At 45.8% G+C, this 25,730-nt stretch carries 18 protein-coding genes and 2 pseudogenes; 16 read left to right on the top strand and 4 right to left on the bottom strand.

Annotated elements, in window-relative coordinates; translation table 11 throughout:
• Position 1 precedes the first annotated feature (1 nt).
• The 4 genes from moaE to D791_RS20445 all read left to right on the top strand — a co-directional run bounded on the left by moaE (position 2) and on the right by D791_RS20445 (position 2,789).
• Positions 2-466: a molybdopterin synthase catalytic subunit MoaE gene (moaE, locus tag D791_RS14585; RefSeq protein WP_036513139.1), complete on the top strand. Its 465-nt coding sequence runs from the start codon at positions 2-4 to the stop codon at positions 464-466.
• Entirely contained in the window at positions 459-1,463 is a 1,005-nt protein-coding gene (gene moaA / locus D791_RS14590) for a GTP 3',8-cyclase MoaA (RefSeq protein WP_036513141.1), read from the top strand. Before moaE ends, moaA begins: the two co-directional genes overlap by 8 nt.
• A 127-nt stretch (positions 1,464-1,590) precedes the next feature.
• Entirely contained in the window at positions 1,591-2,553 is a 963-nt protein-coding gene (locus tag D791_RS14595) for an EAL and HDOD domain-containing protein (RefSeq protein WP_202806883.1), read from the top strand.
• Positions 2,550-2,789 (top strand): hypothetical protein, encoded by a 240-nt coding sequence (locus D791_RS20445; RefSeq protein WP_202806884.1) that lies wholly within the window; start codon positions 2,550-2,552, stop codon positions 2,787-2,789. The genes D791_RS14595 and D791_RS20445 overlap by 4 nt, the downstream gene beginning before the upstream one ends.
• Here the strand turns inward: D791_RS20445 and D791_RS14600 are convergent.
• Together D791_RS14600 and D791_RS14605 are read right to left on the bottom strand one after the other, a co-directional pair.
• Positions 2,772-3,167 (bottom strand): diacylglycerol kinase, encoded by a 396-nt coding sequence (locus D791_RS14600; RefSeq protein WP_036513143.1) that lies wholly within the window; start codon positions 3,165-3,167, stop codon positions 2,772-2,774. The genes D791_RS20445 and D791_RS14600 overlap by 18 nt on opposite strands.
• A gap of 6 nt (positions 3,168-3,173) precedes the next feature.
• Entirely contained in the window at positions 3,174-4,394 is a 1,221-nt protein-coding gene (locus D791_RS14605; protein WP_036513145.1) for a TraB/GumN family protein, read from the bottom strand.
• Between the two features lie 184 nt (positions 4,395-4,578).
• On the opposite strand from D791_RS14605, the gene D791_RS14610 reads away from it, so the two are divergent.
• Genes D791_RS14610 through D791_RS14620 form a run of 3 tightly spaced genes read left to right on the top strand, consistent with a single transcriptional unit; the run spans position 4,579 to position 10,781 of the window.
• On the top strand, positions 4,579-6,783 hold the full coding sequence (locus D791_RS14610) for a bifunctional diguanylate cyclase/phosphodiesterase (protein WP_051514571.1): 2,205 nt from the start codon (positions 4,579-4,581) through the stop codon (positions 6,781-6,783).
• Positions 6,780-8,699: a sensor histidine kinase gene (locus D791_RS19185; RefSeq protein WP_051514572.1), complete on the top strand. Its 1,920-nt coding sequence runs from the start codon at positions 6,780-6,782 to the stop codon at positions 8,697-8,699. The genes D791_RS14610 and D791_RS19185 overlap by 4 nt, the downstream gene beginning before the upstream one ends.
• Before the next feature lie 3 nt (positions 8,700-8,702).
• A complete protein-coding gene (locus D791_RS14620) occupies positions 8,703-10,781 on the top strand; it encodes a methyl-accepting chemotaxis protein (RefSeq protein WP_036513149.1) in 2,079 nt (692 codons plus the stop codon).
• Positions 10,782-10,844: 63 nt separating this feature from the next.
• Here D791_RS14620 and speA read toward each other — a convergent pair whose 3' ends face one another.
• Positions 10,845-12,749: a biosynthetic arginine decarboxylase gene (gene speA, locus D791_RS14625; protein ID WP_036513151.1), complete on the bottom strand. Its 1,905-nt coding sequence runs from the start codon at positions 12,747-12,749 to the stop codon at positions 10,845-10,847.
• Positions 12,750-12,817: 68 nt separating this feature from the next.
• On the opposite strand from speA, the pseudogene hrpA reads away from it, so the two are divergent.
• From hrpA to D791_RS19200, 3 genes and pseudogenes are all read left to right on the top strand, one after another.
• A pseudogene (gene hrpA, locus D791_RS19765) lies at positions 12,818-16,611 on the top strand (ATP-dependent RNA helicase HrpA).
• Positions 16,612-16,856: 245 nt separating this feature from the next.
• Positions 16,857-17,798 carry a porin gene (locus tag D791_RS14635; RefSeq protein ID WP_036513153.1) on the top strand — a complete coding sequence of 314 codons (942 nt, stop codon included), beginning with the start codon at positions 16,857-16,859 and terminating at the stop codon, positions 17,796-17,798.
• A 402-nt stretch (positions 17,799-18,200) separates the two neighbouring features.
• A complete protein-coding gene (locus D791_RS19200; RefSeq protein WP_051514575.1) occupies positions 18,201-19,157 on the top strand; it encodes a porin in 957 nt (318 codons plus the stop codon).
• Positions 19,158-19,448: 291 nt separating this feature from the next.
• Here D791_RS19200 and D791_RS14645 read toward each other — a convergent pair.
• Positions 19,449-19,909: pseudogene (locus tag D791_RS14645) on the bottom strand (FKBP-type peptidyl-prolyl cis-trans isomerase).
• A 203-nt stretch (positions 19,910-20,112) separates the two neighbouring features.
• On the opposite strand from D791_RS14645, the gene D791_RS14650 reads away from it, so the two are divergent.
• The 6 genes from D791_RS14650 to D791_RS19215 are packed head-to-tail and all read left to right on the top strand — an operon-like array spanning position 20,113 to position 25,620.
• Complete coding sequence (locus D791_RS14650) at positions 20,113-21,099, top strand: NAD(P)/FAD-dependent oxidoreductase (RefSeq protein ID WP_036513155.1); 987 nt, start codon at positions 20,113-20,115, stop codon at positions 21,097-21,099.
• A 55-nt stretch (positions 21,100-21,154) separates the two neighbouring features.
• Positions 21,155-22,090 carry an AAA family ATPase gene (locus tag D791_RS14655; RefSeq protein WP_237748664.1) on the top strand — a complete coding sequence of 312 codons (936 nt, stop codon included), beginning with the start codon at positions 21,155-21,157 and terminating at the stop codon, positions 22,088-22,090.
• The gene (locus tag D791_RS14660) at positions 22,071-22,982 is read left to right on the top strand and encodes a DUF58 domain-containing protein (protein WP_051514576.1); all 912 of its coding nucleotides are present in this window, start codon (positions 22,071-22,073) and stop codon (positions 22,980-22,982) included. Before D791_RS14655 ends, D791_RS14660 begins: the two co-directional genes overlap by 20 nt.
• Positions 22,963-24,024, top strand: coding sequence for a TgpA N-terminal domain-containing protein (locus tag D791_RS19205; RefSeq protein ID WP_051514577.1), 1,062 nt, complete (start codon positions 22,963-22,965; stop codon positions 24,022-24,024). Before D791_RS14660 ends, D791_RS19205 begins: the two co-directional genes overlap by 20 nt.
• A gap of 44 nt (positions 24,025-24,068) precedes the next feature.
• Entirely contained in the window at positions 24,069-24,944 is an 876-nt protein-coding gene (locus D791_RS22215; RefSeq protein WP_272944853.1) for a transglutaminase-like domain-containing protein, read from the top strand.
• The gene (locus D791_RS19215; RefSeq protein WP_051514579.1) at positions 24,922-25,620 is read left to right on the top strand and encodes a M48 family metallopeptidase; all 699 of its coding nucleotides are present in this window, start codon (positions 24,922-24,924) and stop codon (positions 25,618-25,620) included. The genes D791_RS22215 and D791_RS19215 overlap by 23 nt, the downstream gene beginning before the upstream one ends.
• The last annotated feature ends 110 nt before the right edge of the window (positions 25,621-25,730 follow it).

A 25,730-nucleotide genomic window follows, 5' to 3' on the forward strand; every position in this document is an offset into this window, starting at 1 on the left:
GATGATTCGTATCCGTGTACAGCCAGAGGTTTTTAATGCTGGACAGGAAATAGACGCCATCACTCATGCTAGAAGCGATATTGGTGCTGTTGTCAATTTTATAGGCTATGTTCGAGACTTTAATGAACGCCCCGACGTGGTTGCGTTAACTCTAGAGCACTATCCGGGTATGACAGAGCAGTCATTACAGGAGATCGCTAAGTCCGCTCAAGAGCGTTGGCCACTAGAGGCAATCACCATTATTCATCGAATCGGTCGTTTGACCCCCGGAGATCCAATCGTTTTAGTGGCGGTTGCGTCGGCGCATCGTCAAGCGGCGTTTGATGCGTGTAATTTCGTGATGGATTACTTGAAAACGCAGGCCCCCTTTTGGAAGAAGGAGCACAGTCGTTCAGGTGACTATTGGGTTGCTGCTCGTCATTCAGATAGTGATGCCGTGAGACGGTGGGAGAATGCCAATGAATAGCCTGACTGTCCCCACCGCTTTAATTGATAAGTTTGGTCGCCGTGTGAGTTATGTGCGTTTGTCCGTGACGGATCGCTGTGATTTTCGTTGTGTGTATTGCATGAGCGAAAAAATGACGTTTCTGCCGCGAGATCAAGTGCTGACGCTGGAAGAAATTGGTCGTGTGGCGTCTGCATTTGCATCCTTAGGGGTCGAAAAAATCCGTTTGACGGGAGGTGAACCTTTGGTTCGTCGTGGCATTGTCGAATTGGTGGATTATATCGGCACCTTGGGCTTATCTGATTTTACGATGACCACCAACGCTAGCCAACTTGATCGTTTTGCAAAGCCTTTAAAAGATGCAGGGCTTCACCGTCTAAATGTCAGTCTTGACTCCCTTCAACCTGAAAAATTTCGACGCATTACGCGTATTGGTGACCTGAACAAGGTTTTAGCTGGCATAGACGCCGCATTGGAGGCGGGTTTTGAGCGGATCAAACTGAATGCTGTCATTATGCGAGGCCGTAATGACGATGAAGTGTTGGATTTGGTTAACTTTGCCCGAGACAAGCACATTGACATCAGTTTTATTGAAGAGATGCCCTTAGGTCATATTTCCGACCATGGTCGGGATGAGACCTATTGTTCAAGTGATGAAGTGCGCACCCTGATAGAGTCTGTTTACCCGCTGAACGCACTGTCTGTGCATACGGGTGGGCCTTCGCGGTATTTTGCTATGCCAGATTCAAGCAGCCGTATCGGTTTTATTTCACCGCATAGTCATAACTTTTGTGGGGATTGCAATCGAGTTAGAGTGACGGTTGAAGGGCGCCTGCTATTATGCTTGGGGAATGAGCATTCATTGGATTTACGGCCTATTCTTAGGGATAACCCTAGTGACAATCAACCCTTGATCGATGCTATTATCTCAGCCATGGATTTGAAGCCAGAAAAACATCATTTCACGACCGATGGTGATGTGCAAATAGTGCGATTCATGAACATGACGGGTGGGTAACCGACACACAGACTATTCGCTTTTCGTTAAGCGGGCATTCGGTTTAAATGTTATAGATTAAAGGCAATCTAGTTTCTACGACAAAACGATTTTCAAGGAAGGTAATAAGACCTATGGTGGATCAGCAGTGAGTGAGTACTGTGTAGCGCTTCAACCTATCTGTGACTCATCAATGAAGCACGTTGCCGATGAACTGCTCTATCGCGCAAGCTCAGAAGCGACATCCGCATTTATTGATGATCCCGTAATGGCGACTGCTCGAGTTTGCAATGCAGCCTTTTACGAGACAGGTATTGAAGCATTGGTTGGAAAACGCCTTGTCTTCTTTAATGCACCGCGTGACTGGTTATTAAAAGCGGAGTTGTTGCCGCCGTGCAATCAGCAGGTTGTGATCGAAGTTTTAGAAGATGTTGAAGGCGATCAGGATATCATCGATGCTTTGGCAAAGCTTCGAGACCAAGGTTTCACTATCGCTTTAGACGATTTTGTTCTGACGGATCAGACACTTCCCCTTCTCGATATTGCTCATATTATTAAGCTGGATGTTCTATCATCCGTCCCTAGCGCACGCCAGTTAGAAGAATACAAACGACGCGGTTTGGTACTGTTGGCTGAAAAAGTCGAAGATCTTTCAACCTTTATGCAATGCGTTGAGTTGGGTTTCACTCTGTTTCAGGGGTATTTCTATGCCAAGCCTGAAGTCAAGGCGGCCACCGTGCGGACACGGGCTAATAATCGTGCAGCGCAACTTAGGCTTCTGTCGGCATTGCAACAGTCCGAGCCAGATTTTGATGCGCTGGAGCATTTGATTGCTCAAGATGCCCAGTTATGCCTCCGAATATTGCGTTTGTCTAATTCTGCGTTTTATCGGCGTCAAATGGAAATTAGCAGTATTCGTCAGGCCTTGTTAATGTTGGGGTTTAAGCAAATCCGAAACCTAGTCACAACATTGATGCTGGCCGATAATCATCCTTGCAATACTCTGATCTTGCCAAAAGCACTTATTCGAGCATCTATGTGCGAAAAAATTGCCACATCTGCGCTAAAAGAGAGCGCCAGTACTGCATTTATGGTCGGCATATTGTCATGATGGATCAGTTGCTCGATGAATCACTTGAGTCTCTATGTGAGCACCTAGCGCTAAGTGAAGAGGTGAAAGTTGCGATTTTGTATCGACAAGGACGGTTGGGTAAAATTCTTAAATTAACCATTGCGTATGAAACGGCACAGTTAAACGGCGTCAATCAAAAAACTGTTAAGCAGCTTAATCACTATTATTTTAGCAGTTGTGAATGGGCTAATACTGTTTTAGATGCTGTTGTTTAATAAGAGGGTGCTGATCAAGTTTTGCCATAGGAGCGCACCCCAGACAAATGTGGCTAAAAAGAGACATAGGAATACGGCAGCCGACCCCGTATCCTTTGCAAGTCCCGCGAGTTCATGATGTTCTTTACCTGCTCGATCAACGACGGCTTCGATGGCCGTGTTGATCAATTCAAAAATGAGAATCAGTAATAAGCTGGCGATCAAAAGGATCAGTTCGACTGTGGTCTGAGCCAATATAAAGGCAAAGGGCGTGAGTCCGCAGACGATCCACGTTTCGTAACGGAAAGCAGGCTCACTTCGATACGCCCCAATAAGTCCCTTTAAGGAATAGCAGGTTGCATAGTAGAAACGAGCGAGCCCCGTTGCCTTGATTGTCATGGTCGTTTAGCCTCCTGTTAACTGACCAAAAATTCGGAATCCGCCAATATAGGTTCCCATTGCGGAGCCTAAAGTGGCCAGCATAAACACCAATAGGGTTCTAGAGACACGGTTGTGCCACCAGCCTTTCATTTCGGTGACATCTTGGCGTAACTTCGAAAAATCACCGACGGTGGGTTTGCGCATCGCAATCTCTATGCCAGCTGCGACCATCCCAGCACCGATGGTTGGGTTGAGTGACGTGAAAGGGGCTGCAAAGAAGGTTCCGATAATAGTGACAGGGTGAGCTTTGGCAATCAGAGCGCCTAATGCGGCCAATCCGCCATTGATGACAACCCAGTCAAGTACCATTTGTAGGCCAAGATCAGTGTTTCGGCTAAAGCCAATCGCAAATCCTGCTAACACTAGAACCATAATGATCCAAGGTATGAACCGGGTCCATTGGCTTCCGGGTGGAACTTGTTCGAGTAGTGTCAGCTGTTCAGATGGATTTTCCGGGAGGTGGCCGCGCAGGTTATCGCTCATTCCTTTAAGATGACCGGCACCGATTACCACCAAAACGCGCTTGAAGCGACTGTCTCCGTTTTCTTGAGCGAGTCTTAGAGCCATATAATGATCACGTTCAGCAATGAGCGCTTGGTAGAGGTGTTCAGACTGCTCAGCAAACTCATTAAAGGTTGACTCTAATACGTCACCTTGCTTTAAGCGCTCAATTTCATCAGCACTGACTTTTTCTTTTGTGACTAAGCTGGCAATTAGACCCGAGATTAGGTTCATTCGTTGCCACCATGGCACGCTACGGTATACCCGCTTTAATGTGATTCCAATATCTCGATCAATGACCAATATAGGAATCTGTTGTTTTTCAGCTTCTTCAATAGCGGCTTTCATCTCTTCGCCAGGTGCAATACCGGATTCTTCAGCAACGCGTTGTTGAAAGGCACCCATTGCAAGATTGGCCGCGACCATGCCTGCTTTACCTGCTTTGATAACTTGAAAAAGATCCATTTTGGCTAAAGCATCTGGGTCTTTCATTGAGGTTAGACGACCTGGGCACAGCTCAATCGCAACGGCGTCAAATTCGCCAGACTGAATCAAGTGCCTGACTTCATCTGCACTGGCCTTCGAGACATGAGCCGTTCCAAGTAGGGTGTAGTGGGTGTCATATTTAAAGAGCTCTTCTCTAGGGCCTAAGGCATGGTCAGGAAATGTCTGTGCTTGAGTCATAACGCTCTTCATTCATTATTCGGTTAAAAGTAAATAGAGATGATTTTACTCTGCGAACTGTCAGAGTGCACGACGGATTCGATTTTTTTCGGTTTATTGTGAATGCCGAATGATTGAGATAGTAAGTGCATCCATTTTAGTGCTAAATTCGTATTGAAAATCAAAAAAATTGCCGAGGTGGTGTGTGGTCGATGATGATTTGATTGAATTTGCGGACGAGGATGAGCCTGCAGCATCAATGGTTGGAACAAACTCACGCTACTGGGTACGAAAAATATTAATTGTTGATGATGACGAAGACGTTCACTTTGCCACGGAGCTGGCCTTACGTGGACAAGTCTTTGACGGTGCTACTCTAGTTTTTTTGCATGCTTATACATCTAAACAAGCATTTGAATGCCTGTCAAACGAACGCGATATTGCTGTGATTTTGTTAGATGTTGTGATGGAGTCTGAAGAAGCGGGTTTACTTCTTGTTCGTCAAATTCGAGACGTTTTAGATTTGCAAAATGTTCGGATTATTTTAAGAACAGGTCAACCAGGTTATGCACCTGAACTCGAAACTATCTCTAAATATGACATCAATGATTATAAAACAAAAAGTGAATTGACCCGCGAAAAACTCTATACAGCCCTCATTACCGCGCTTCGCAGTTATAATCAATTAGTTCGCTTAGATCACAACCGTCAAGGACTCGCACGAATTATTCAATCCACAAATAACCTGATGCTTAAAGAAGGGTTGCATGAGTTTGCTGAGGGCGTTATTACCCAACTCGCAGGTTTCATTGGGGTAGATCCTGATGGACTTGTTTGCTTTGGTGCTTACACTTCAGACGTGTCCTCAGAAAGCCATTTGCCTGTTAAGGTCATTGCAAGTGCTGGACGTTATGCCCAATGGATGGAGCACACCGCTGAGTTTGAACGTAGTTTGATTTGGCAAAAGGTGCTCAAGTGTTTTGAGCAAAGAGAAAATATCGTATCTGAAGGTGTGTCCTGTTTTTATTTTGAACCTGAGTCTTTTGCGCGCTATGTTGTGTATTTAGATACACCGACGTCCGTTGGCGAAGATGAGTTACGCATGGTTAAAATGTTTACTCATAATATCAGCTTATGTGCGAAAAACTTGAGTTTACTCGAACAGCTAAAACGCATCGCGTATGAAGATACCTTAACTGGGTTGCTTAATCGAAATGGTTTAATTGAATATTTGAACAAGGGTATTCCTGAAACGGGGGCATTATTACTGATCGATTTGGATCAGTTTTCAATGTTGAATGATACCTTTGGTATACATTACGGTGACAAGTTGTTGTGCGCTTTGGCCGAACGATATCAGCGCCATCCAAATGTTTTGATGGCTGCAAGGCTTTGGGCGGATCAGTTTGCATTGGTTGTTGATTCAAATGCCTGTATCCAAGATTTAGTGGTTGATCTTTATAAGCCGGTTAATATTAGAGATGTATGGCGTTTACTTACATTTTGCGCAGGAGTGTCTTTTCCGGACACAGGCTCGACTGCCAACGAATTGGTGGCAAATGCGACGATTGCATTAAAGCGGGCAAAGCAAAAAGGGGTTAACCAGCTGGTTTACTTTAATACAAGAATGGTAGATGAGTTACGAGATCGTTCGATGATGTTATCGGAGTTGAAGGACTCTCTTGATCATCAAAACTTTACACTTATGTACCAACCTCAGATAGATCTAAATACACTGCAAATAGTGGGTGTGGAGGCATTGTGTCGTTGGCGAAATAAGCGGAATGAGCCGATTTCACCCGAGGTATTCATTCCATTGGCAGAGCAATCAGGTTTGATATTAGCGTTAGGCGAGTGGGTTTTACATAAAGCACTGGAAGATTTACATAGAATACGGTCTATCAAGCCATCTGTGCGAATGGCTGTTAATGTTTCAACCTTGCAGTTTAATGATCCTGATTTTGAGAGGGTGATCTCGAATGCGTTAGCGTTGGCAGGCGTGTCGGGTAACTGTCTAGATATTGAAATTACTGAGTCAGTTGGTGTGTTGGGGTCAGTCGAGGTCGAAGAAAAGCTGTCCCGTCTGAAAAAACTCGGTGTAATGATTTCGATTGATGACTTTGGTACGGGATTTTCGTCTTTATCATATCTAGACAAGTTAAGTGCGGATCAACTTAAAATTGATAAATCCTTTGTTAGCTGTATGAATCCTAGCAACACAGGATCCAATATTGCCGATATGATCGTGTCACTTGGACGTAAATTTCACCTCACAGTTATTGCTGAAGGGATCGAAACCGAGGCGCAGCTGAATGCTCTTAAGGCGCAAGGGTGTCATCAGGGTCAAGGGTATTGGTTTTCAAAGCCTTTAACCATTGATGATTTGCTTACCTGGTTGGAGAAAACATGATGCATTCCTCAACTGGACAAATGATTAAATTCAGAGTCTTGGTTTGGGTTGCCGTGTTTATTATATCATCGCTTGGACTGCTGATTTTTTTTGCGTTGGATCAGTCACAAAAAAATGCGAACAAAGTCATTAAAATGGCAGAATATTCTATTGGCGGGCATGTGAATGAGCAGCTGCAAGCCACAGCTCAAGCCTTGAGTGAGGAAATAAAATCACTCCTGCAATATGGTTTTGAGCCGCCATTCGTTGTTTCCTCGATACTCGCGTCTGCGAGTGGTTGGGAGTTTCCCATGCAGCGTCGTGATGCGCGTGATATGTTAAAATCCGTTCTTGCCGCGCATCCAAACGTTGAATCTATCTATGCGCATTTTGAACCTAATGCGTTTGATGGATTGGATAGTTTTCATCGACTTGATCCTCAGACAAGCTCTCGAGAGGGAACATTTGAACTCTATTGGGTAAGAGACAATCATTCTATTGTGTTTGTTCCAACCCCCGATCCTAGTATCAAATATGACTCAACCCTAGATAGGTTTGGTATACGAAAAGCCGAATGGTACCTGTGTCCTCTCGAAACGAAGCAATTCTGTATTACTGATCCTTATTATTGGGAAACATTTCCGGGTGCTCCCGTTTTAATGGTTTCATTAACCTTTCCAGTGATTAAAGATGAGCAATTTATTGGTATTGCGGGTGCGGATATTAATGTATCAACGCTTCAGCAAAAAGTGCTTCAGCTGTCTCGTACTATTTTTGATGGTGATGCTCAAGTAACACTTTTGACTCAAAATGATCGGATAATTGCATCTAACCATTTCGATGGACAATTAGGTGAATTTATTGATTTGGGTGAGGAAGGGCTTGTATTGGATTTAGAAGAACAGAGTGCTAATGGGTTTATCCTCCTAAGAATGCCTTTATTGTTTGCAAACGTGCATTGGACACTCGTGATCAAAGTGCCATCCGAGAAAGTGTATGGGAGTGTGGTTGAGCTCACTGATCGAATACATGTTAACCATCTGAATACACAGATTAAATTAGCGATAGCTGCTGTAGTCATTATGGTGGTGTCGCTGTTAATTGGCGTTTCGTTCGTGCGAAGTCGAGAAAATATCACACAGCAACTCAATGAAACGCTCATTGCCTTGAAAAGAACGCAAGAAGAGTTAATTCAGTCTGAAAAATTGGCATCTTTAGGAGGGCTCGTGGCTGGTGTTGCCCACGAATTAAACACACCGATTGGTAATGCTGTGATGGCAGCCTCAACCTTGAAGTCGGACGTAAAAACATTTAATCAAGAGATGGAGCAAGGTCTAAAGCGTTCTAGTTTAACTCAGTTTATTGGCAATGCTGACGAAGCCAGTTTAATTATTCTACGAAATTTAGAAAAAGCTTCGTCTTTAATCACGGGCTTTAAGCAAGTTGCGGTTGATCAAACTTCGTTGAATAAGCGAACGTTTTGTATTACAGAGGTGTTGGATGAAGTTATGCTGATGTTGAATCCGACGCTTAAGCGTTCTCTTCATCGTGTCGAGATAGATGTCATCGATAAAGTTGTAATGACTTCTTATCCTGGCCCTTTGGGACAGGTTCTGATTAACCTTGTGCAGAATGCGTTGGTGCATGCCTTTGATGAAACGCCTGGAGTTATCAAAATTCGCGTTGAAAAATCGAAAAAGTATCCAAGGATGGTGGATATATTAGTGAATGACAATGGAAAAGGAATCAGTGATAATCACCTCAAACGGATCTTCGATCCTTTCTTTACAACGAATATGGGAGGGGGCGGGACAGGCTTAGGTTTAAGCATCGTACACAACTCCGTCGTAGGAATACTGGCGGGTAAAATTGACGTCATAAGTCAACGGCAGCAAGGTAGCACATTTACGATATCTATACCGATAAAGGTTATTTAATTAATGAGAATGTTATCCTTAAAGGTCAAATTGTTAGTGGGTGCGGGTCTTTTGATCCTGATCTCACTTGTCTTCGTGATCGGACTTGCACTGTATCAACTGAATCAGTCCGCTGTACAAACCTTAAGCTTGACTGAGAATATCGTAACACGAAGTGTGCATGAGGAAGTTAGACTTGCCTCGCAGTTATTAAGTGATGATATCAGTCAGCTATTAAATCAAGGAATGAGCACACCTGAAGCACTCGCATCTGTTTTTAATACAGCAACAGCAGACGAGATACGCCTCACCCGTGAGCAAGCTTCGGTAGTGGTTCAGGCAGCTTTACAAGCAAATAAAGCGGTGAGTTCGGCTTATGCTCAGTTTGAGCAAAATGGCTACGATGGGTTAGACAGCCTGTATGCATCTTCTGCAAACTCGACAGGAACCTTAGATATTTACTGGGTCAGAGAAGAGGGAGCTTTGGTATCCTATCCTGTTGATTATGACATTAAATACGATACTACGTTAGATGAGTATGGTAATCGCGCTGCCGAGTGGTATTTATGCCCGCTCGAAACAGCCCGAGCCTGTATTACAGAGCCATATCTGTATGAAATAGAAGCGGGGCGCTCGATTCTAATGACATCGTTAACTTACCCCGTTTTGAAATCAGGTAAAGCGGTAGGCGTTACAGGTGTGGATATAAACCTACCTGTACTCCAAGAAAAAATCCAACAATTAGCTCAATCTCTTTATAAGGGAGCCGCTTCCGTTATTTTATTGAGTAATGACCAGCGAATCATCGCCTCAAGCCAGTTCCCTGAATCCTTAGGATTACCTCTGAGTCGTGTTCATTCTGAGTTGCTGGATCGTATAGAAGGCAGAGGGATGAATCAGGGGAGTATTCTGACTAAAACTCAGATTCAAATTGCAAATGCCAATTGGTCACTTGTTATTGATATTCCTGAAGCCGTTGCTTTTGAGCAAGTCTCTAAGTTAAGAGACCAACTCGAAAGCAATGAGGCCAGTGTGCGTGCTAACTTGATTGTGACGGCGCTGATCGTACTGTTGGTCACGTTGATGATTGTCATGTTTTTTGTGAAAAGTATCACACGTCCGCTGACTGAGTTAGGTTTGCGCATGCGAGAGTTGGCGGGAGCCGAAGGGGACTTAACACGGCGCTTGGAAGCGGCATCTCATGCCGAATTGGCCAATGTGGCGGACGGTTTTAATCAATTTACGGCCAAAATCCGCGTCTTGATACAAGAGTTGATTCGGTTATCGGCGGATCTAAAAGGGAGTGCAGGTTCTTTAGCGGATACAGCCACGGCTACACGCCAGGCGACAAGTGATCAAAATCGTCAGTTGGACTCCGTGGCTGCTGCCGCCAATGAAATGGCCGCAACCGCCACACAGGTTGCACATTTAGCCGCGGCAACAGCACAGGATTCAAACTCTGCCAATCAGGATGTGAATAACTCTCGTGAAAACTTATCTAAAACGGTTGCAGATATTGAGCGTGTATCTCATTCAATTGAGCAGGCGGCGGGAGCTGTGACGGCAGTCGAAAAGCGAAGTGACGAAATCACAACCATCGTCTCCACGATTCGTGGTATTGCTGAGCAAACAAATTTGTTGGCATTGAATGCGGCAATTGAGGCTGCTCGTGCGGGGGAACAGGGGCGGGGCTTCGCTGTAGTGGCGGATGAAGTGCGTAGTCTTGCAGGTAGAACGCAAACGGCCACTGAGGAAATCGAAACGCTGATAGGCTCCTTAAAGTACGATGTCAACTTAAGTGTTGACCAAATGAAAGGGTGTTTAGGATCAATCCAAACCACCGTTGCTGAGAGTCAACGCAGTCTGCAGGCGCTTGAGGCAGCGGCTGAGCGTATTCACGCAATCTCTGACAACTCGACTCAGGTGGCCACGGCTGCAGAAGAACAGAGCATGGTAAATGAAGAAATCACTAAAAACATTACCCAGATAGGTGATGCGGCTGCTCACTTAACGGATACCGCTAGCAAAGTTCAAAGTTTAGGATCTGAGGTCGCGGAGTCTGCGTCGGAGATTGATGAGCGTCTGAAACGATTTAAAGTGTAATCGAGTTGTCACGAACAGACAGGGCGTATCGTAACCGCTTTGTTTGTTCGTGACATACAGGGTCTAAATTTTAGGCTGATCTAAATAAGTTGTATCTTCGAGGCTGCGCTGTAGCCATTGAAGAAACTCAGTTTTGGTGTCTTGTCCAAGCTGTGCTTCTGTCACTTGTTGGCTTAAGGCTGACAATAGACGTTGTGGGTCAAAGTTTACGTATTGCAGAACTTTAGCAAGCGTGTCCCCCCGTTGACTCACGCTGACGCGGGCATTGCCGTCTTCATCAAAAATGATGTTTGCTGCATCCGTATCCCCAAAGAGATTGTGAAGGTCTCCCAGAATTTCCTGATAGGCGCCAACAAGGAAAAAACCAAGTAGTGCGTTGGCCACTTCCATGGGTGGATATGGCAGGGTTGTTTCCAGCCCCTCTCCATCGACATAATGATCAATACGACCATCGGAATCACAGGTGATATCTCGGATGACGCCGCGTCGAGATGGCGCTTTATCTAAATCTCTAAGCGGTAATATCGGGAAAACCTGGCCAATGCCCCATACATCAGGAAGCGACTGAAAGAGAGAAAAGTTGGCAAACAGTTTATCCGCCATTTGCTCATTGAGCTCATCCAGAATCTCGCGATGAGGGCGACGTGAAGGGTTAAGAGTTTTCATCAGGTAAAGAGCAGTGGCCTTCAAGATCTGCTCACCCTTAGCCCGGTCTTGCAGGCTTAGATCTCCATGCGTAAAAGCTTGGTTTAAATCTTGGTTATAGGAAATCAGGTCGTGATAGATTTCACTTAAACTCCGTTCGCGATCAATCGCATCAAGATAGTTTTGGTTGATGCGTGTCAGCAAAGGGTGGCAAGCCGCGCTGGGTGTTTCAATTGAGCCCACTTCTTGGCATTCGATGCCGATGACATTGGTTACTAATACCGCATGATGTGCCGTCACGGCCCGGCCCGATTCGCTAAAAATATCCGGTTGTGGCAAGTCATGCTCTATTGAGACTTCTTTAAAGGCTTGAACGACGCGTTTGGCATATTCGTCCAGCGTGTAGTTCATCGAGCAAATACTGCGTGAAGCCGTTCCCTCATAATCGATGCCTAGGCCACCACCCACGTCAGCTACTTCAACGGGAAGGCCCATCAAGCGCAATTGAGCATAGAAGCAAGCCGCTTCTCTTAGCCCGACTTGGATATCTTGAATATTGGCGATCTGGCTACCTAAATGAAAATGCAATAATTGAAAGGCTTGGGTTTGCTGATTGTCTTTTAAGATATCAATTGTTTTTAAAATTTCGCTGGCGGATAGGCCGAATTTTGATTTTAAACCACCGCTGTCTTGCCAATTACCTTTCCCGACTGTCGCTAAGCGTGCACGCACCCCTATTCTTGGTGACACATCCAGCTCTTTAGCGATGGCGAGCACATCGTTTAGTTCGCTTGCTTTTTCGAGGACGATATAGACTTTATGTCCAAGCTTTTCACCCATTAATGCAAGGCGAATATAGTCTTCGTCTTTATAGCCGTTGCACACAATCGTTGAGTATCCGGGTTCAGCAAGTGCGAGAACGGCAAGTAGCTCAGGTTTGCTGCCTGCTTCAAGCCCAGTGTAGCCGTTAAGGGCTTGTCGTTGCCCTGCTATGATGCCTTCGACCACTTCTCGTTGTTGATTCACTTTAATGGGGTAAACGCAGGTAAATTGGCCTTGGTAGTCTTCATATTCAATTGCTCTTGCAAAACTTTTCACCAGTTGTGCAACGCGATCTTTCAATATATGTGGAAAACGTATCAAAATGGGCAGTTCTAACCCTTTTTCACGAGTGAGCTCGCGGATATGGGCAAAGCTAACTTCAGCACCTGTCGAGGGGTCTCGCACGGTAACATCACCCTGATCTGCAATACCGAAATAACCGGCTCCCCAGCGTTTGACGTTATAAAGACTTAGGCTTTCGTTTGCGCTCCAAGAACTCACATTGATTCTCCTGTTAATCCGATTGTATCGTCATTCTAGCCATAAATTTCGTATAATGCCCGATTTGAATGTTTGAAAGGCAGAGCGGCTTGAATAACACAGTGACCCATCGACAACCTTGGAATACCTCCATTGACTATCCGGAATTGCCAGTTAGTGCGCGTAGGCAAGAAATTGCTGAGGCCCTTCAGCGCCATCAAGTCATTATTGTGGCGGGCGAAACGGGGTCGGGCAAAACCACGCAGCTGCCAAAGATTTGTTTAGAGTTGGGCTTGTCTGATAAGGGTATGATCGGGCATACACAGCCGCGTCGTTTGGCCGCTCGCACCGTGGCTGCGAGAATCGCGCAAGAGCTCAAAACTGAATTAGGGCAAGCCGTCGGTTATCAAGTCCGTTTTCACGATCAGGTATCAGAGCAGTCTCATATTAAGTTAATGACAGACGGTATTCTGTTGGCAGAAACACAACGTGATAGGTTGTTGCGCCGTTATTCAGTTCTGATCATTGACGAGGCGCATGAGCGCAGCTTAAACATTGACTTCTTGCTGGGGTATCTCAAGCAGCTTCTGCCCAAAAGACCTGACCTTAAGCTGATAATAACGTCAGCAACGATTGATCTTCAGCGCTTTTCTGATCATTTTTCAAAAGCCCCCATTATTGAGGTGTCGGGGCGTACCTATCCTGTCACACTTCTTTATCGTCCTTTGCATGAGCTGGAGGTGGAAGATGATAAGGCGCAAGATCTACAGGTCGGTATTTTGCAAGCGGTGGATGAGTTAACACTCATCGATCGTCAAACGAGAGAAGCCGGTCCTGGAGACATACTGGTCTTTTTGCCGGGTGAGCGTGATATTCGGGAGACAGCTGAAACCTTGCGTAAAGCACAACTGCGAGATACAGAGGTCATCCCGCTTTATGCACGCTTATCTTTAGCTGAGCAAAATCGGGTATTTGGCGAGGATAGAAAAGCAGGGCGCAGAATCGTCTTGGCGACGAACGTTGCCGAAACCTCTTTGACGGTCCCTGGAATACGCTACGTTATTGATCCAGGATTAGCACGTATCTCTCGGTACAGTTATCGCTCTAAAGTGCAGCGCTTGCCCATTGAGGCCGTGTCCCAAGCGAGTGCAAATCAACGAGCAGGGCGCTGTGGGCGTGTAGCACCAGGAACCTGTATTCGCCTCTATTCGGAAGATGACTTTTTACAGCGCCCGGCGTTTACCGATGCTGAAATACAGCGTACGAATTTAGCCGCGGTTATTCTTAATATGCTTCAATTGGGGTTGGGCGATATTGCTCGCTTTCCCTTTGTCGATCCGCCAGACAGTCGGTTTATTAATGATGGCTTTAAGTTATTAGAAGAGTTAGGGGCCGTTACCTCAAAGCGGCAGTTAACCGCTTTAGGGCGTGATTTAGCGCGTTTACCGGTCGATCCAAGAATTGCGCGTATGTTAGTAGCGGCGAATCACTTAGGATCGCTTACGGAAGTTTTGGTGATTGCCAGTGCGCTGAGTGTGCAAGACCCACGCGAGCGTCCACATGATAAGCGCCAAGCCGCAGATGAAAAGCATCAAGCTTATCTAGATGACGATTCAGACTTTATTACACTGCTTAATCTTTGGAAAGCTTATGAGTTGCAGCGCATTGAGTTGAGCAGTCAGCAATTAAAAAAATGGTGCCAAACGCATTTTATTTCGTGGGTGCGGATGCGGGAGTGGCGAGACTTGCATCGCCAGCTACATCTGAGTGCTAAAGAGTTGGGCTTTGTTGAGAATAAGGACGATGCCGACTATGCATCGATTCATAAAGCTTTGTTGACCGGGCTTCTCAGTCACATAGGGTTTAAGCAAGAGAAGGGTGAGTATTTAGGTGCCCGTAATCGCCGTTTCTACATCTTTCCTGGATCGGGTATTTTTAAAAAGAGCCCTAAATGGATTATGTGTGCCGAATTACTGGAAACCAGTAAACTCTTTGCGCATTACGTCGCTAAAATTGAACCTGAGTGGATTGAGGAGCCTGCAGCGCACCTTGTAAAGCGTTCTTGGATGGAGCCCCACTGGGAGCAGAAGCGCGCTCAAGTCGTTGCAATTGAACAAGTGACACTTTACGGACTGATTATTGTTCCAAAGCGGCGTGTGCACTATGGCTCCATTGATCCTAGCGTTAGTCACGACATTTTCATCCGCCAAGCATTGGTTGAGGGCGAGTATCGGACACAGGCACCCTTTTTCATCACAATCGTGCGTTATTGGCCAGTGTCGAAACACTTGAAGCCAAGTCGCGGCGTCGAGATTTGTTGGTGGATGAGGAGCGATTAACTGAGTTCTACAAAGCGCGTTTCGCACGGCTTAAAGGTGAACATGTCGTCAGTGGTAAGGGCTTTGAGTATTGGCGTCGTCAGGTTGAAAAAGTAGATCCGAAAGCGCTCTTTATGACTGAAGACGACATATTGCAGCGCTCAGCCGATCATATCACGTATGCAGAATACCCGGATAAGCTGTTTGTTAACGCAATGCCTTTGGCCTTGACGTATCACTTTGACCCCTCTTCAGATGATGATGGTGTGACGTTAGATGTACCTCTTGGATTGCTCAAAACCTTACCTTTAGAGCGTTTAGAGTGGCTAGTGCCAGGGATGTTAGCCGAGAAAGTAACGGCGTTACTCAAAGGTTTACCTAAGGCACTGCGTAAAAATTTTGTTCCGGTTCCGGACTATGTTCAAGCCTTTTGCGATGCTTGCGAATTTGGTGTGGGTGATTTGCATGAGCAATTAGCACACCGTTTGCTGCGTATGACAGGCGTTCGTCTTGATCCCAAGGTGTTTAAAGAGGTTGAGTTAGATGCGCATCATCAGATGCGTTTGCGTGTTTTGGGTGAAGCTGCGCAGATATTGGGAGTCGGGCGCAGCTGGCAAAAACTGCATTCACAGTTAAGTCATTTAGCGGATGCTGCCTTACAAGAAGCTCGCCCTGCGCAAGCCTGGGGTAAGAAAGAGCTGACTTCATGGGACTTTGGTGATTTGCCTGAATCAATACTCATTGAGCAAGGGCATGGACTTAAGGTGGATGCGTATCCAGCCTTGGTGGATCAAGGCAGTCATGTGGATTTAGTGTTATTGAGTCGTTTATCAGAATCACAGCAGGTCACGGTAAGAGGGATGGCTAGGCTTTATGTGTTGATGCTGCGGGATGATGTGAAAACGATAAAGCGAAACCTGTTGAAAGTTAACGAATCAGTCTTGCTAAGCAATAAGATGTGGGACGTTAAAACACTTGAAGATGAAATACTCTTATCGGCAGTCATGAAGGCTGCAGGGTTGAATATAGAGGGGTATGCAGACCCTATTCCACGTACTCAAACAAAGTTTTTGGATAGTGTGCAAAAGGTAAAAGTTAATCTTAGTCAGTGTGCAATAGGATTAAGTCAGCAAGTGTATGATCTAATGAATGTATATCACCGGATCAATAAAGTTCTGAATGGAAAGGTTGGGCTGGATACAATTATAGTTTTAAATGATATTAAGCAGCAGCTTAGTCATCTGTTCTATAAATGTTTTTTGACTGAAGTTCCTGGTATTTATTTGGAGTATTACCCTAGGTATTGCAAGGCTATTGAGTTAAGACTTGAGAAGTTTACAAGAGAGTTGAGGCAGCAAAACCTATGGTCGGAACAATTAACTAACTTCTGGAAACTCTGGCAGCAAAAGTATGAACGCAATCTTGACTTGGGCACGGTTCCTGCAGGGTTGGATGCCTATCGTTGGTTAATTGAAGAGTACAGAGTATCACTTTTTGCTCAGCAATTAGGTACGAAGCAAACCGTTTCTGAAAAGAAACTTAAAAAAATATTGGCAGATTTTTAATTGCATGCCCTAATTAAGGGCATTATTTTAAACTTAATATTTGCTTTTGCTTATTTTTGGTGCTTTTTGAGTTTTTTGTTTTTAATTGGTGTACAAGTTGTCGGAGGTCAGTACGATTTTCTATTGTTCATCACGTGTATTTGTGTTGTAATATTTTTGAGGATGGACTTGACTTTGATATTAGTCAGCTCACCCTGTTCTACACATAACTAGTAGTTGAATGTTGAAGTGAAGAGGGAAACTCTATGAAAAAATCGATTATGTCTTTGGCGGTTGCAGCGGTTGTAGCTGCCCCTGCAATTGCACAAGCGGATGCGACCTTATTTGGTACGTTTGAAGCTGTCATGAAGAAAGAAGCGACCCGCTCGGCTGAATTGACTGATGGCGGCAGCTCAATTGGTATCATGGGAACGGTTGACTTAGGTCTTGATGATACAAAAGGTATCTTCTACTGGGAGCAAGATCTCGACGTTAACGCAGGTGCATTGGTGAGCGGGTCAGGTGAAGCTCACCTTGGAGCAACGGGTTCTTGGGGTACTGCAATTGGTGGTAAGTTTGACCATGCAACCGTCACAATGGTGTCTGATTACACGGATATCACGTACCAAGGTTCGCTTGAGTCAGTTGACAACTATGGTTTGGCACCTAATTCAATCGCCTATATCTCTCCAGACATGAATGGTGTGACGTTTATGGCTGGCGGTGTGTTTGCGGGTGATTTAGGTCCGCAGAAAGATCGTCAGGTTGATGCTTACAACCTAGGTGTCGCGTATGACGCAAATGGTCTATACGCTGCGGCGGCTTACGGTAATATGAAAAATACCAAAGCGGCGAACACCTATGCCGTGAATGAAAACCTCTGGGGCTTAGCGGCAGGTTTCAGCGGTATCGAAAACCTGGATTTACGTGCTAACTACACGCGTCAAAATGATAAAACGGCCGTTGAAAAAACCAACGCATGGAACCTTTCAGCTCAATACGATATAGAGAACACGGCTCTATACGGAGTATACGGTCGTTCTAAAGAGAAAAACTCAAATGCGCGTTTTGAGTCTTATACTGTAGGTGCTGCTCAAACCATGGGTAACGGTGCTGTTTACGCTGAGTTCGTAGGCTTCACCAAAGACTACAAGTTTGATCCAGATACTAAGAACACCTTCCTAGTAGGATATCAGCTTAACTTCTAATCTCAGTGTTTAGTTGTTAGAACCGCGTTAGCACACAAAAAGCATGACAGCGATCTCACGTTGTCGTGCTTTTTTAGTTTTTAGGTGCAGAGATTGCTCTTTTTGCCTAACAAAACTTGCAAGCCCATCGGTGCTGTGATGTAATAACCACTAATTGAGGTGTAGATTCAGCTTGTTTATGTAACTTGTTGAAAAATAAAGAGCTTGATAAATGGTAGTACTGAGCTTTTTACATCGACACTGACAGAGGCCAAACCGATAAATGAAAATTTTTTGAATTTTTTCGCTTCATCGGTTTGAAATAATCTGTTTTTATAGTATTTTCTCGGCTGCACCAATGACGGTGCTCCAGGAAAAATTCAAACAACTACTAGTATGTTGAACGTTGAAGGGGAAAACTGAATGAAAAAGTCAATTATCGCTCTGGCTATCGCTGGTGCAATGACTGCTCCTGCTATCGCAATGGCTGATGCTACTCTGTACGGATCTTTCCGTATGAACTTGACCAAAGCTGACAAAGCATCTGCTTCTTTCGCTAACAACGCTACTCGCGTTGGTATTCGCGGAACTGTAGATCTTGGTCTAGAAGACACCAAAGGTATCTTCCATTGGGAACAAGGTCTTGACACTGAAACAGGCGCATTGGCTGGTGGCCGTTACGCTTCTTTAGGTGCGACTGGTTCTTGGGGTACTGCAGTTGGTGGCCGTATTGACCACTTTACTTGGAACTATGCTGGTGGCGTAACTGATTTGTTCGCATCAGGTTCTGGTGACATCCTGTCAGTTGATTACTTAGGTTCTGGTTCTGGCCGTGCTGACCGTCGTCAATCTAACACCATCGCTTACGTTTCTCCAAAGATGTCTGGTTTCCAGGCTGGTATCGGTGGTGTATTCATGGGTGACGCTGGTACTCAGAAAGACAATGAAATCGACGGTTACAACTTGGGTGCTCAGTACTCAGCTGCTGGCTTGACTGTTGGTGCTGGTTACGGTGCTGTTAAAGCGGCTAAGTCTGCTAACGTCTATGCTGCAGACTCTAACCTGTGGTCATTGGCTGCTACTTACAAAATCGAAGCTTTGACTTTGTCTGCAGCTTACGAGCGTGCTAAAGACAAAACTACCAACACAACTGACAAAGGTTACAGTGTTGCTGGTCGTTACGAAGTTGACGGTTTAGGCGCTACTTTGGCTTACTCACAAGTTAAAGAAACTAACCAAGCTAAAGGTACTCGCGTACAGGCTGAAGTCTACAACCGTTTAGGTCGTGGTATGGTTTCTGCTGGTTACGTAGACAACAACAAAAACGCTCGCGGTGGCAACACTGATCGTTTCTACGTTGGATACCGTTTGGACTTCTAATATCGCTTGATATTAGTTGATCTCTAAAAAGGCTCCCTTGGGAGCCTTTTTGCGTTGATGCTCTTGGTGTCTTTTGTCTTTTCTTGATCACGTGAAGCTTGGATGTCTAATCACCGTGTTTGGGTGTTTAACCACATGGTCAGTGGCAAAAGTCTAGGGTGTGCGTGCGAATGGGTGCTAGAGACGGGCATTACAAGGTATGGTGGTCGATGGGATGGAGGGAAGTGCGTTCAATTTAAGAGGGTCACGACGAAACCCTCTTAAATTGTATCATGCATGAAGGTTAAGCGCTTACTGAACGCTTCCAGCAGCCAATTCCTCAGCCGTGGCTTCACGGATTGTGACAACTTCGACATTAAAAATGAGCGTTTGCCCAGCTAATGGGTGATTACCATCAAGGGTAATGGTGTCATCTTCAATTGCGATGACTGTTACAGCTGTTCGCCCCAAGGCGTTTGGGCCATAAACTGCATGCCAACTTCAATTTCATCGATGCCTGCAAAGTTGCTGCGATCAACGTCCTGGATCATTTCTTCACGAATATCGCCGTACCCTAAGGTTGGATCAACTGTGACTTCAAGTGAGTCGCCCACTGATTTACCCAACAGCGCATTTTCAAGCCCTGGGATAATATTGCTGGCACCATGCAGATAGGCCAGAGGTTCTTGTCCCACTGAACTATCCATCACATTTCCATCCGTATTCGTTAGAGTGTAGTGAATGGATACAACGGTATTATTTGCTATCTGCATAGGATCTCTCCGATTTAATTGGAGTATTATGCTAACCATCCTTTAATCTCAGTGCAACCTTATCGCTGAAGTGGTTGATAATCTAGGCGGAAGCTTTTAATCTGATTTATTCGGCGTTACGTAACTATGAATATGTTTTTACGTTATTTTTTACCTCTCAAATGTATTCGTGGCTATAGCTTAGAGGTTAGAGGACATCAAGAATGGATGGGCATATAAATAAAAAACACACAGTTGCGGTTGTGGGTGCAGGGGTTGCAGGTCTTAGATGCGCATCCTTGTTGATGGGCAAGGGATATGATGTAACCGTTTTTGAGAAGAGCCGAGGGACGGGTGGGCGGCTCGCGTCGGTCAGGTTAGGGGAGTTAAGTGTTGATCTCGGGGCGCCTTGGATTGAGCCTGTGAGCCATGATTTTCGTCAGTGGTTGATGATGCAGGGACCGCATCTAAGCCTGTGGCGACCCAATGCATCTGATTTTTCCTTGAATAAAGTGTTTGTGGATCGTCAGGTATGGGTGCCAGTACCGCGCTCAAGTATGATCACACGACATCTGCTTCAAAACATTAACTTTCACCCATCTGTTCGAGTGGCTGTGGCATGGCCGGATCGTGACGGTGTTTTGCTGCGCGACGAACGTGCGGTGGCACTGGGTCATTTTGATAAGGTGGTGATTGCTACCCCTGCACCACAGGCGGCGCCCTTGTTGGATGCCGTGCAGCGTTATCGTCAAAAAGCTGAAGCTGTTGTGCAAAAACCCTGTTGGGTGTTGCTGGTCTCACTGGATAAACGGCCAGAAAAACTGGCTAATATTGATGTTGTTGAGGGGGAGCATAAGATATTCGCACGCATCATTCGTGACAGTAGTAAACCCCAGCGAGATGGCGAGGTTTGGGTACTGCAAGCAAATGATGCATGGAGCTCTGACTATGTTAATCTATCTCCTGAAACGGTGGGGCAGGTGTTGCTTGCTGGCTTCCAAGAATGGTTAAGTCAAACTTTACAACCCACTGCGGTGCGAGTGCACAGATGGCTCTACAGTGAGGCGTGTGTAAATGATGAGCATCTTTCTTTGTGGGATGCGGAGTCAGGCATTGGCGCATGTGGTGACTGGTTGGTAAGAGGGGGGCTTGAGGGTGCTTGGCGCAGTGGCTCTTCGTTAGCAGAAAAAATAATGGATGAACATGCCTAATAGCACTTATAAAACCTATTGGAAGTGTTAACGGCTATACATAAAGGAGAAGACAATGGCAGCGATGCTAACGGATAAAGTATTAACCTGTGTTTCGTGTTTAGATGAGGTGTTGTTAGGAAAGTCGCATCAGATTCGTTTAGCGGTGACGTGTCTTTTGGCGGGAGGTCATTTGCTGATTGAGGATTTGCCAGGGATGGGCAAAACGACTTTGGCTCATGCATTGGCGCGTGTTTTTGGTTTGCAAGATACGCGAGTTCAATTTACCAGTGATATGCTTCCTGCTGATCTGTTGGGTATCTCAATTTTTGAATCTTCGACAGGTCGGTTTGTATTCCATCCTGGCCCCATATTTTGTCAATTGCTGTTGGCGGATGAAATTAATCGTACAACCCCTAAAACGCAAAGTGCGTTGTTAGAGGCAATGGAGGAGGGGCAGGTAACCTTGGAGGGCACGACGCACGCCTTGCCTGAGCCTTTTTTTGTGATCGCCACTCAGAATCCTTTGACACAATTTGGAACCTTCCCTTTGCCTGAATCTCAATTGGACAGGTTTTTGATGCGGATTGCGCTGGGATATCCTGACCCGGCTTCAGAGCGGCAGTTGTTGATGAGAGGAGGGGAGCGTCAGGGCGGGAATATCATGAGTGTGCTAACGCCAGACGAGTTATTGCAAGCCCGGTCTGATAGCCAAGGGGTGCATGTTTCTGTTGATCTGATTCATTATCTCCAGCGTTTGGTGCAGTTTACGAGAGACAGCGATGACTTCTCGCAGGGTGTATCGCCAAGGGGGGCGTTGGCCGTGCTTAGATGTGCTAAAAGCTGGGCTTGGTTGCATAAGCGTCATCATGTTGTGCCTGAAGATATTCAGGCCGTCTTACCTGCCGTGATTGGTCACAGGGTTCGTCGATCTGATGATGTCTCAGGGCAGTCTGCCGAATTTTTGGTCGAGCAACTCTTGAGGCAGGTCGATGTTCTTTCGTCCCAATAAACTCTATATCTTGCCGACGCGAGCCGGCATGGGCTATTGCTTTGTCTTGCTCTTGTTATTGTTGTTGTCGGTAAATTTTGAGAATAACTTAGCCTATGCGTTAACCTTTTTGTTAACCGGAGTTTTTATTGTAGCGATGCACATGACGCACAGTAATCTTGCAGGGGTTAAAACTGAGTTTGCGGCTGCTGAGGCCTGTTATGCCCAAGATATGGCGTTATTTAATCTTTGGGTAAGCAGTCAGCGTGGACGAGACCACTACCAACTGACGGCGTCTTTGCCAAATCAACCGTCTATTACCTTCGATATACATGCGCGTTGTCGAGATAAAATAGCGGTTCCATTTCATGCGCTTGAGCGAGGTTGGTTGACACCGGGGCTTTTGAAAATTGAGTCTCGAGTACCTTTGGGTTTGTTCAAAGTCTGGACATTTCATGCTTTAAATGGGAAGTGTTTGGTTTATCCGCAGCCGGTAAATTACTCCATATCCACTGGGATGGAGCAAGGGTATCAAGGGCGTGGTCGCACATCGAATCAAGATGGCAGTGATGATTTTCAGGGATTGACTGATTATCAAGCTGGGATGTCACAGCAGCATATTGCATGGAAAGTCTTTGCACGTGGGCAGGGGTTGCATGTTAAGCGGTATGTGGCTGAACAAGATGCAGAACTCTGGCTTGATTGGCAGGCGTGTATAGAGCCGGGTGTTGAGGCTAAGCTATCAAGCTTGTGTTACCACGCTCGATATTTAACGTCTCAACAACGTGCATTTGGGCTACGTTTGCCCGGACAAACCTTGGCACCGGCAATGGGACCTGAGCATTTGCGTGCTGTTTTGACCACACTGGCTTTATTCGGCAAGGAGTCCAGTAATGCAAAAAATACTGCCTGAAAAATTAAGCCGTAGTGCCGTTGTGTGGCAAATGCTAGCCTTTAGTTGGCTTTTGCTACCACATCTTTCTTGGATTCCGATCTGGTTGATGTTGCTGAGTGCGTTTGGTTTGAGCGCGCGTTGGTTAATCCACACTGGGCGCATAGGATTCCCTCATTGGTCGGTTCGTTTAGGTCTAGTCCTCATTGCCGCTGCCGGGCTAGGATTTAGTTTTGGTGTGTCGGCAAGCTTAGAGGCAATGGTTGCCCTTTTAATTGCCGGAATGGCGCTTAAGTTGTTTGAGGTGTATCGCCGGCGTGATGCGTTGGTTTTGATTTACGTGGGCTTGTTTCTGACAGGTAGCGGTTTTCTTTTAGAACAAAGTTTGTATATGGCGCCATATTTGTTGCTGAGTACGGCGTTTTTAATTGCGGCACTTAACAGTGTGTGGATGGGGGCTGATGTTACATTGTTAAAGCCACTTAAGGTTGCCAGTTTTATGCTGATTCCTGCGTTGCCTCTTATGTTGGTGTTATTTGTTGTATTTCCTCGAATAGGGCCGCTTTGGTCTGTGCAAACGGATACACCCGTCGCAAAAACAGGGCTGACCGATACGATGTCCCCAGGCGATGTGAGTCGTCTGACACGTTCTGGTGAGCTTGCATTTCGAGTTATTTTCGATCAAGGGATGCCGCCACCTTCTTCCCAGCGCTATTGGCGGGCATTAGTGTTGGGGGACTTTGATGGGCGAGCTTGGCGTCAATCTGCATCCTATGAGCGGTCACCTGAAGTCCTGCTACAAAGAGCGCAATTTGTGCACTACACCGTGATACAGGAGCCAAGTGGTCGTCCTTGGATGTTTGCTTTAGACGTGCCTGTCACCAGTGATGATGTGCGTATGACACGTGCACGAACCCTCGTGGCAGCGTCTGATATTCATCAACGCAGACAGTATCGATTGATGTCGGCACGCGCCTATCATTTACAGCCTGAGTTGTCCGATGCGGACCGTGCGCGTTATTTAAGCCTTCCCAAGATTCGAATCCGAGAACTCAAGCCTTAGCTGATCAGTGGTGGCAAGATGTTGACTACCAACCCGAAGCGTTTATCCAGCGAGTGCTGATGGAGTTTAATCGTGACTTTATCTATACCCTTGAGCCTGAAGCTGTGGGTGCGCAAGCGATTGATGATTTCTTATTAACGACACGGCAGGGCTTTTGCGAGCATTTTGCCGGAGCAACCGCTTTTTTACTGCGTCATGTTGGTATTCCGGCTCGTGTCGTGACAGGTTATCACGGAGGAGAATGGAATCCCTTGCAAAATTATTTAATTGTTAGGCAGTATGATGCCCATGCTTGGATTGAGGTATGGTTAGAGGGGCAGGGCTGGGTCAGACTTGATCCAACAGAAGCGGTGGCACCCGAGCGGATTTTGCAAAGTGCGGATGAGGTGTTCTCGGGTCAAGCAGGTTTTCTAGCCGATCGCCCCTTAAATACCTGGGTGAGTGGTCGTTGGTTGCGGCAATTACAGTTACAATATGACGCGCTTAACTTTAGTTGGCAACGCTGGGTCTTGAATTATCACCAGCAACAGTCGAATTTTCTCAGCCAGTGGTTGGGTGAGTTGAACTATCAAAAAATAGCCTTGGCGTTGCTTGTGCCCTTTGTCTTTGTCATGAGTGTGCTAAGTTGGATACTTCTTCGTTCGCGTCCAATACGTTCGGATGATCCATATCTGCGTTCTTTACAGCGATTACTGCGTTATTTGAGTCGTAAGGGGGTGGAGCGGAATCCGGAAGAAACCATACGTCAATTTGCGTTACGACTTTTACCTGCCTATCCAGAATTGGCCGTTAGTTTGCAGAACCTGGCTGATGTTGACGACTTAATTCGCTATGCTGAGGATACATCACCCGTTCACTATCAGGCCTTTAATAAAGCCATAAAGGAATGCTACCGACGTGCAAAACACCTTAGCGTTTGAATTTGAGCATCGTCCAAGTCCACGGCGTCGAACCTCAGCCATCGAAATTGCACAAGGGCGGGTTCTTGTACGAACACCTATGCAGGTTTCAATTGCCCATTTGCAGCCTTGGTTAAAGGAAAGGGAAGCTTGGGTCCTCGCTCATCTGACAAAGCAGCAATCTTCGATAGATGCTCACCGTATTGAAATGAGTCAGGGAGCCAGCATTCCAATCAACGGTGACCCCTATGAACTCTATTGGCGCTTTTCAGAGAGCAGCAGTCTTATTTGGCATCCGAAAGAGATCGAAGTTTTTTTGCCGCATCATCTCTATCATAATCCTCAAGCCCGTGTTCGTCGGATGTTACAAGCTGAGCTTAAACAAAAAGCTGCCCATCAGTTCCAGCTTGCCTTAATGCAGTTGTCCGCGCAGACGGGCTTAAAACCCAAAAAGCTCGAGGTGAAGAGTTATCGCCGCCGTTGGGGGCAATGTTCATCCGATAAGATCATTACATTAAACTGGCGTCTCATACACGCACGACCCGATGTTCAGCGTTATGTCATGATTCATGAGCTATGTCATTTACAGGAAATGAACCACAGTGTTAGATTCTGGTCTTGGGTTGCTCGTTTTTGCCCTAACCATCGTGAGTTGAGTGCAGAATTACGAGATAAGTCTTCATGGTTACAATGGTAAAGAGCGTTTAAAGCGTAGGTTTTTGAATTGTTCTGATCTAAAGTAGCAGAGAAATTCAAAAGAATATGCAATAAAGTTATAGATGGTCTAATGTTTACTGAAGAAGTACC

The organism is Nitrincola nitratireducens (assembly GCF_000585235.1).
Taxonomy (GTDB): domain Bacteria; phylum Pseudomonadota; class Gammaproteobacteria; order Pseudomonadales; family Balneatricaceae; genus Nitrincola; species Nitrincola alkalisediminis.

Excerpts from the sequence above, each read along its gene's own strand:
- moaE (WP_036513139.1), top strand. The coding sequence starts at position 2 with ATGATTCGTATCCGTGTACAGCCAGAGGTTTTTAATGCTGGACAGGAA.
- moaA (WP_036513141.1), top strand. The coding sequence starts at position 459 with ATGAATAGCCTGACTGTCCCCACCGCTTTAATTGATAAGTTTGGTCGC.
- D791_RS20445 (WP_202806884.1), top strand. The coding sequence starts at position 2,550 with ATGATGGATCAGTTGCTCGATGAATCACTTGAGTCTCTATGTGAGCAC.
- D791_RS14600 (WP_036513143.1), bottom strand. The coding sequence starts at position 3,167 with ATGACAATCAAGGCAACGGGGCTCGCTCGTTTCTACTATGCAACCTGC.
- D791_RS14605 (WP_036513145.1), bottom strand. The coding sequence starts at position 4,394 with ATGACTCAAGCACAGACATTTCCTGACCATGCCTTAGGCCCTAGAGAA.
- D791_RS19185 (WP_051514572.1), top strand. The coding sequence starts at position 6,780 with ATGATGCATTCCTCAACTGGACAAATGATTAAATTCAGAGTCTTGGTT.
- D791_RS14620 (WP_036513149.1), top strand. The coding sequence starts at position 8,703 with ATGAGAATGTTATCCTTAAAGGTCAAATTGTTAGTGGGTGCGGGTCTT.
- D791_RS14635 (WP_036513153.1), top strand. The coding sequence starts at position 16,857 with ATGAAAAAATCGATTATGTCTTTGGCGGTTGCAGCGGTTGTAGCTGCC.
- D791_RS19200 (WP_051514575.1), top strand. The coding sequence starts at position 18,201 with ATGAAAAAGTCAATTATCGCTCTGGCTATCGCTGGTGCAATGACTGCT.
- D791_RS14650 (WP_036513155.1), top strand. The coding sequence starts at position 20,113 with ATGGATGGGCATATAAATAAAAAACACACAGTTGCGGTTGTGGGTGCA.
- D791_RS14655 (WP_237748664.1), top strand. The coding sequence starts at position 21,155 with ATGGCAGCGATGCTAACGGATAAAGTATTAACCTGTGTTTCGTGTTTA.
- D791_RS14660 (WP_051514576.1), top strand. The coding sequence starts at position 22,071 with ATGTTCTTTCGTCCCAATAAACTCTATATCTTGCCGACGCGAGCCGGC.
- D791_RS19205 (WP_051514577.1), top strand. The coding sequence starts at position 22,963 with ATGCAAAAAATACTGCCTGAAAAATTAAGCCGTAGTGCCGTTGTGTGG.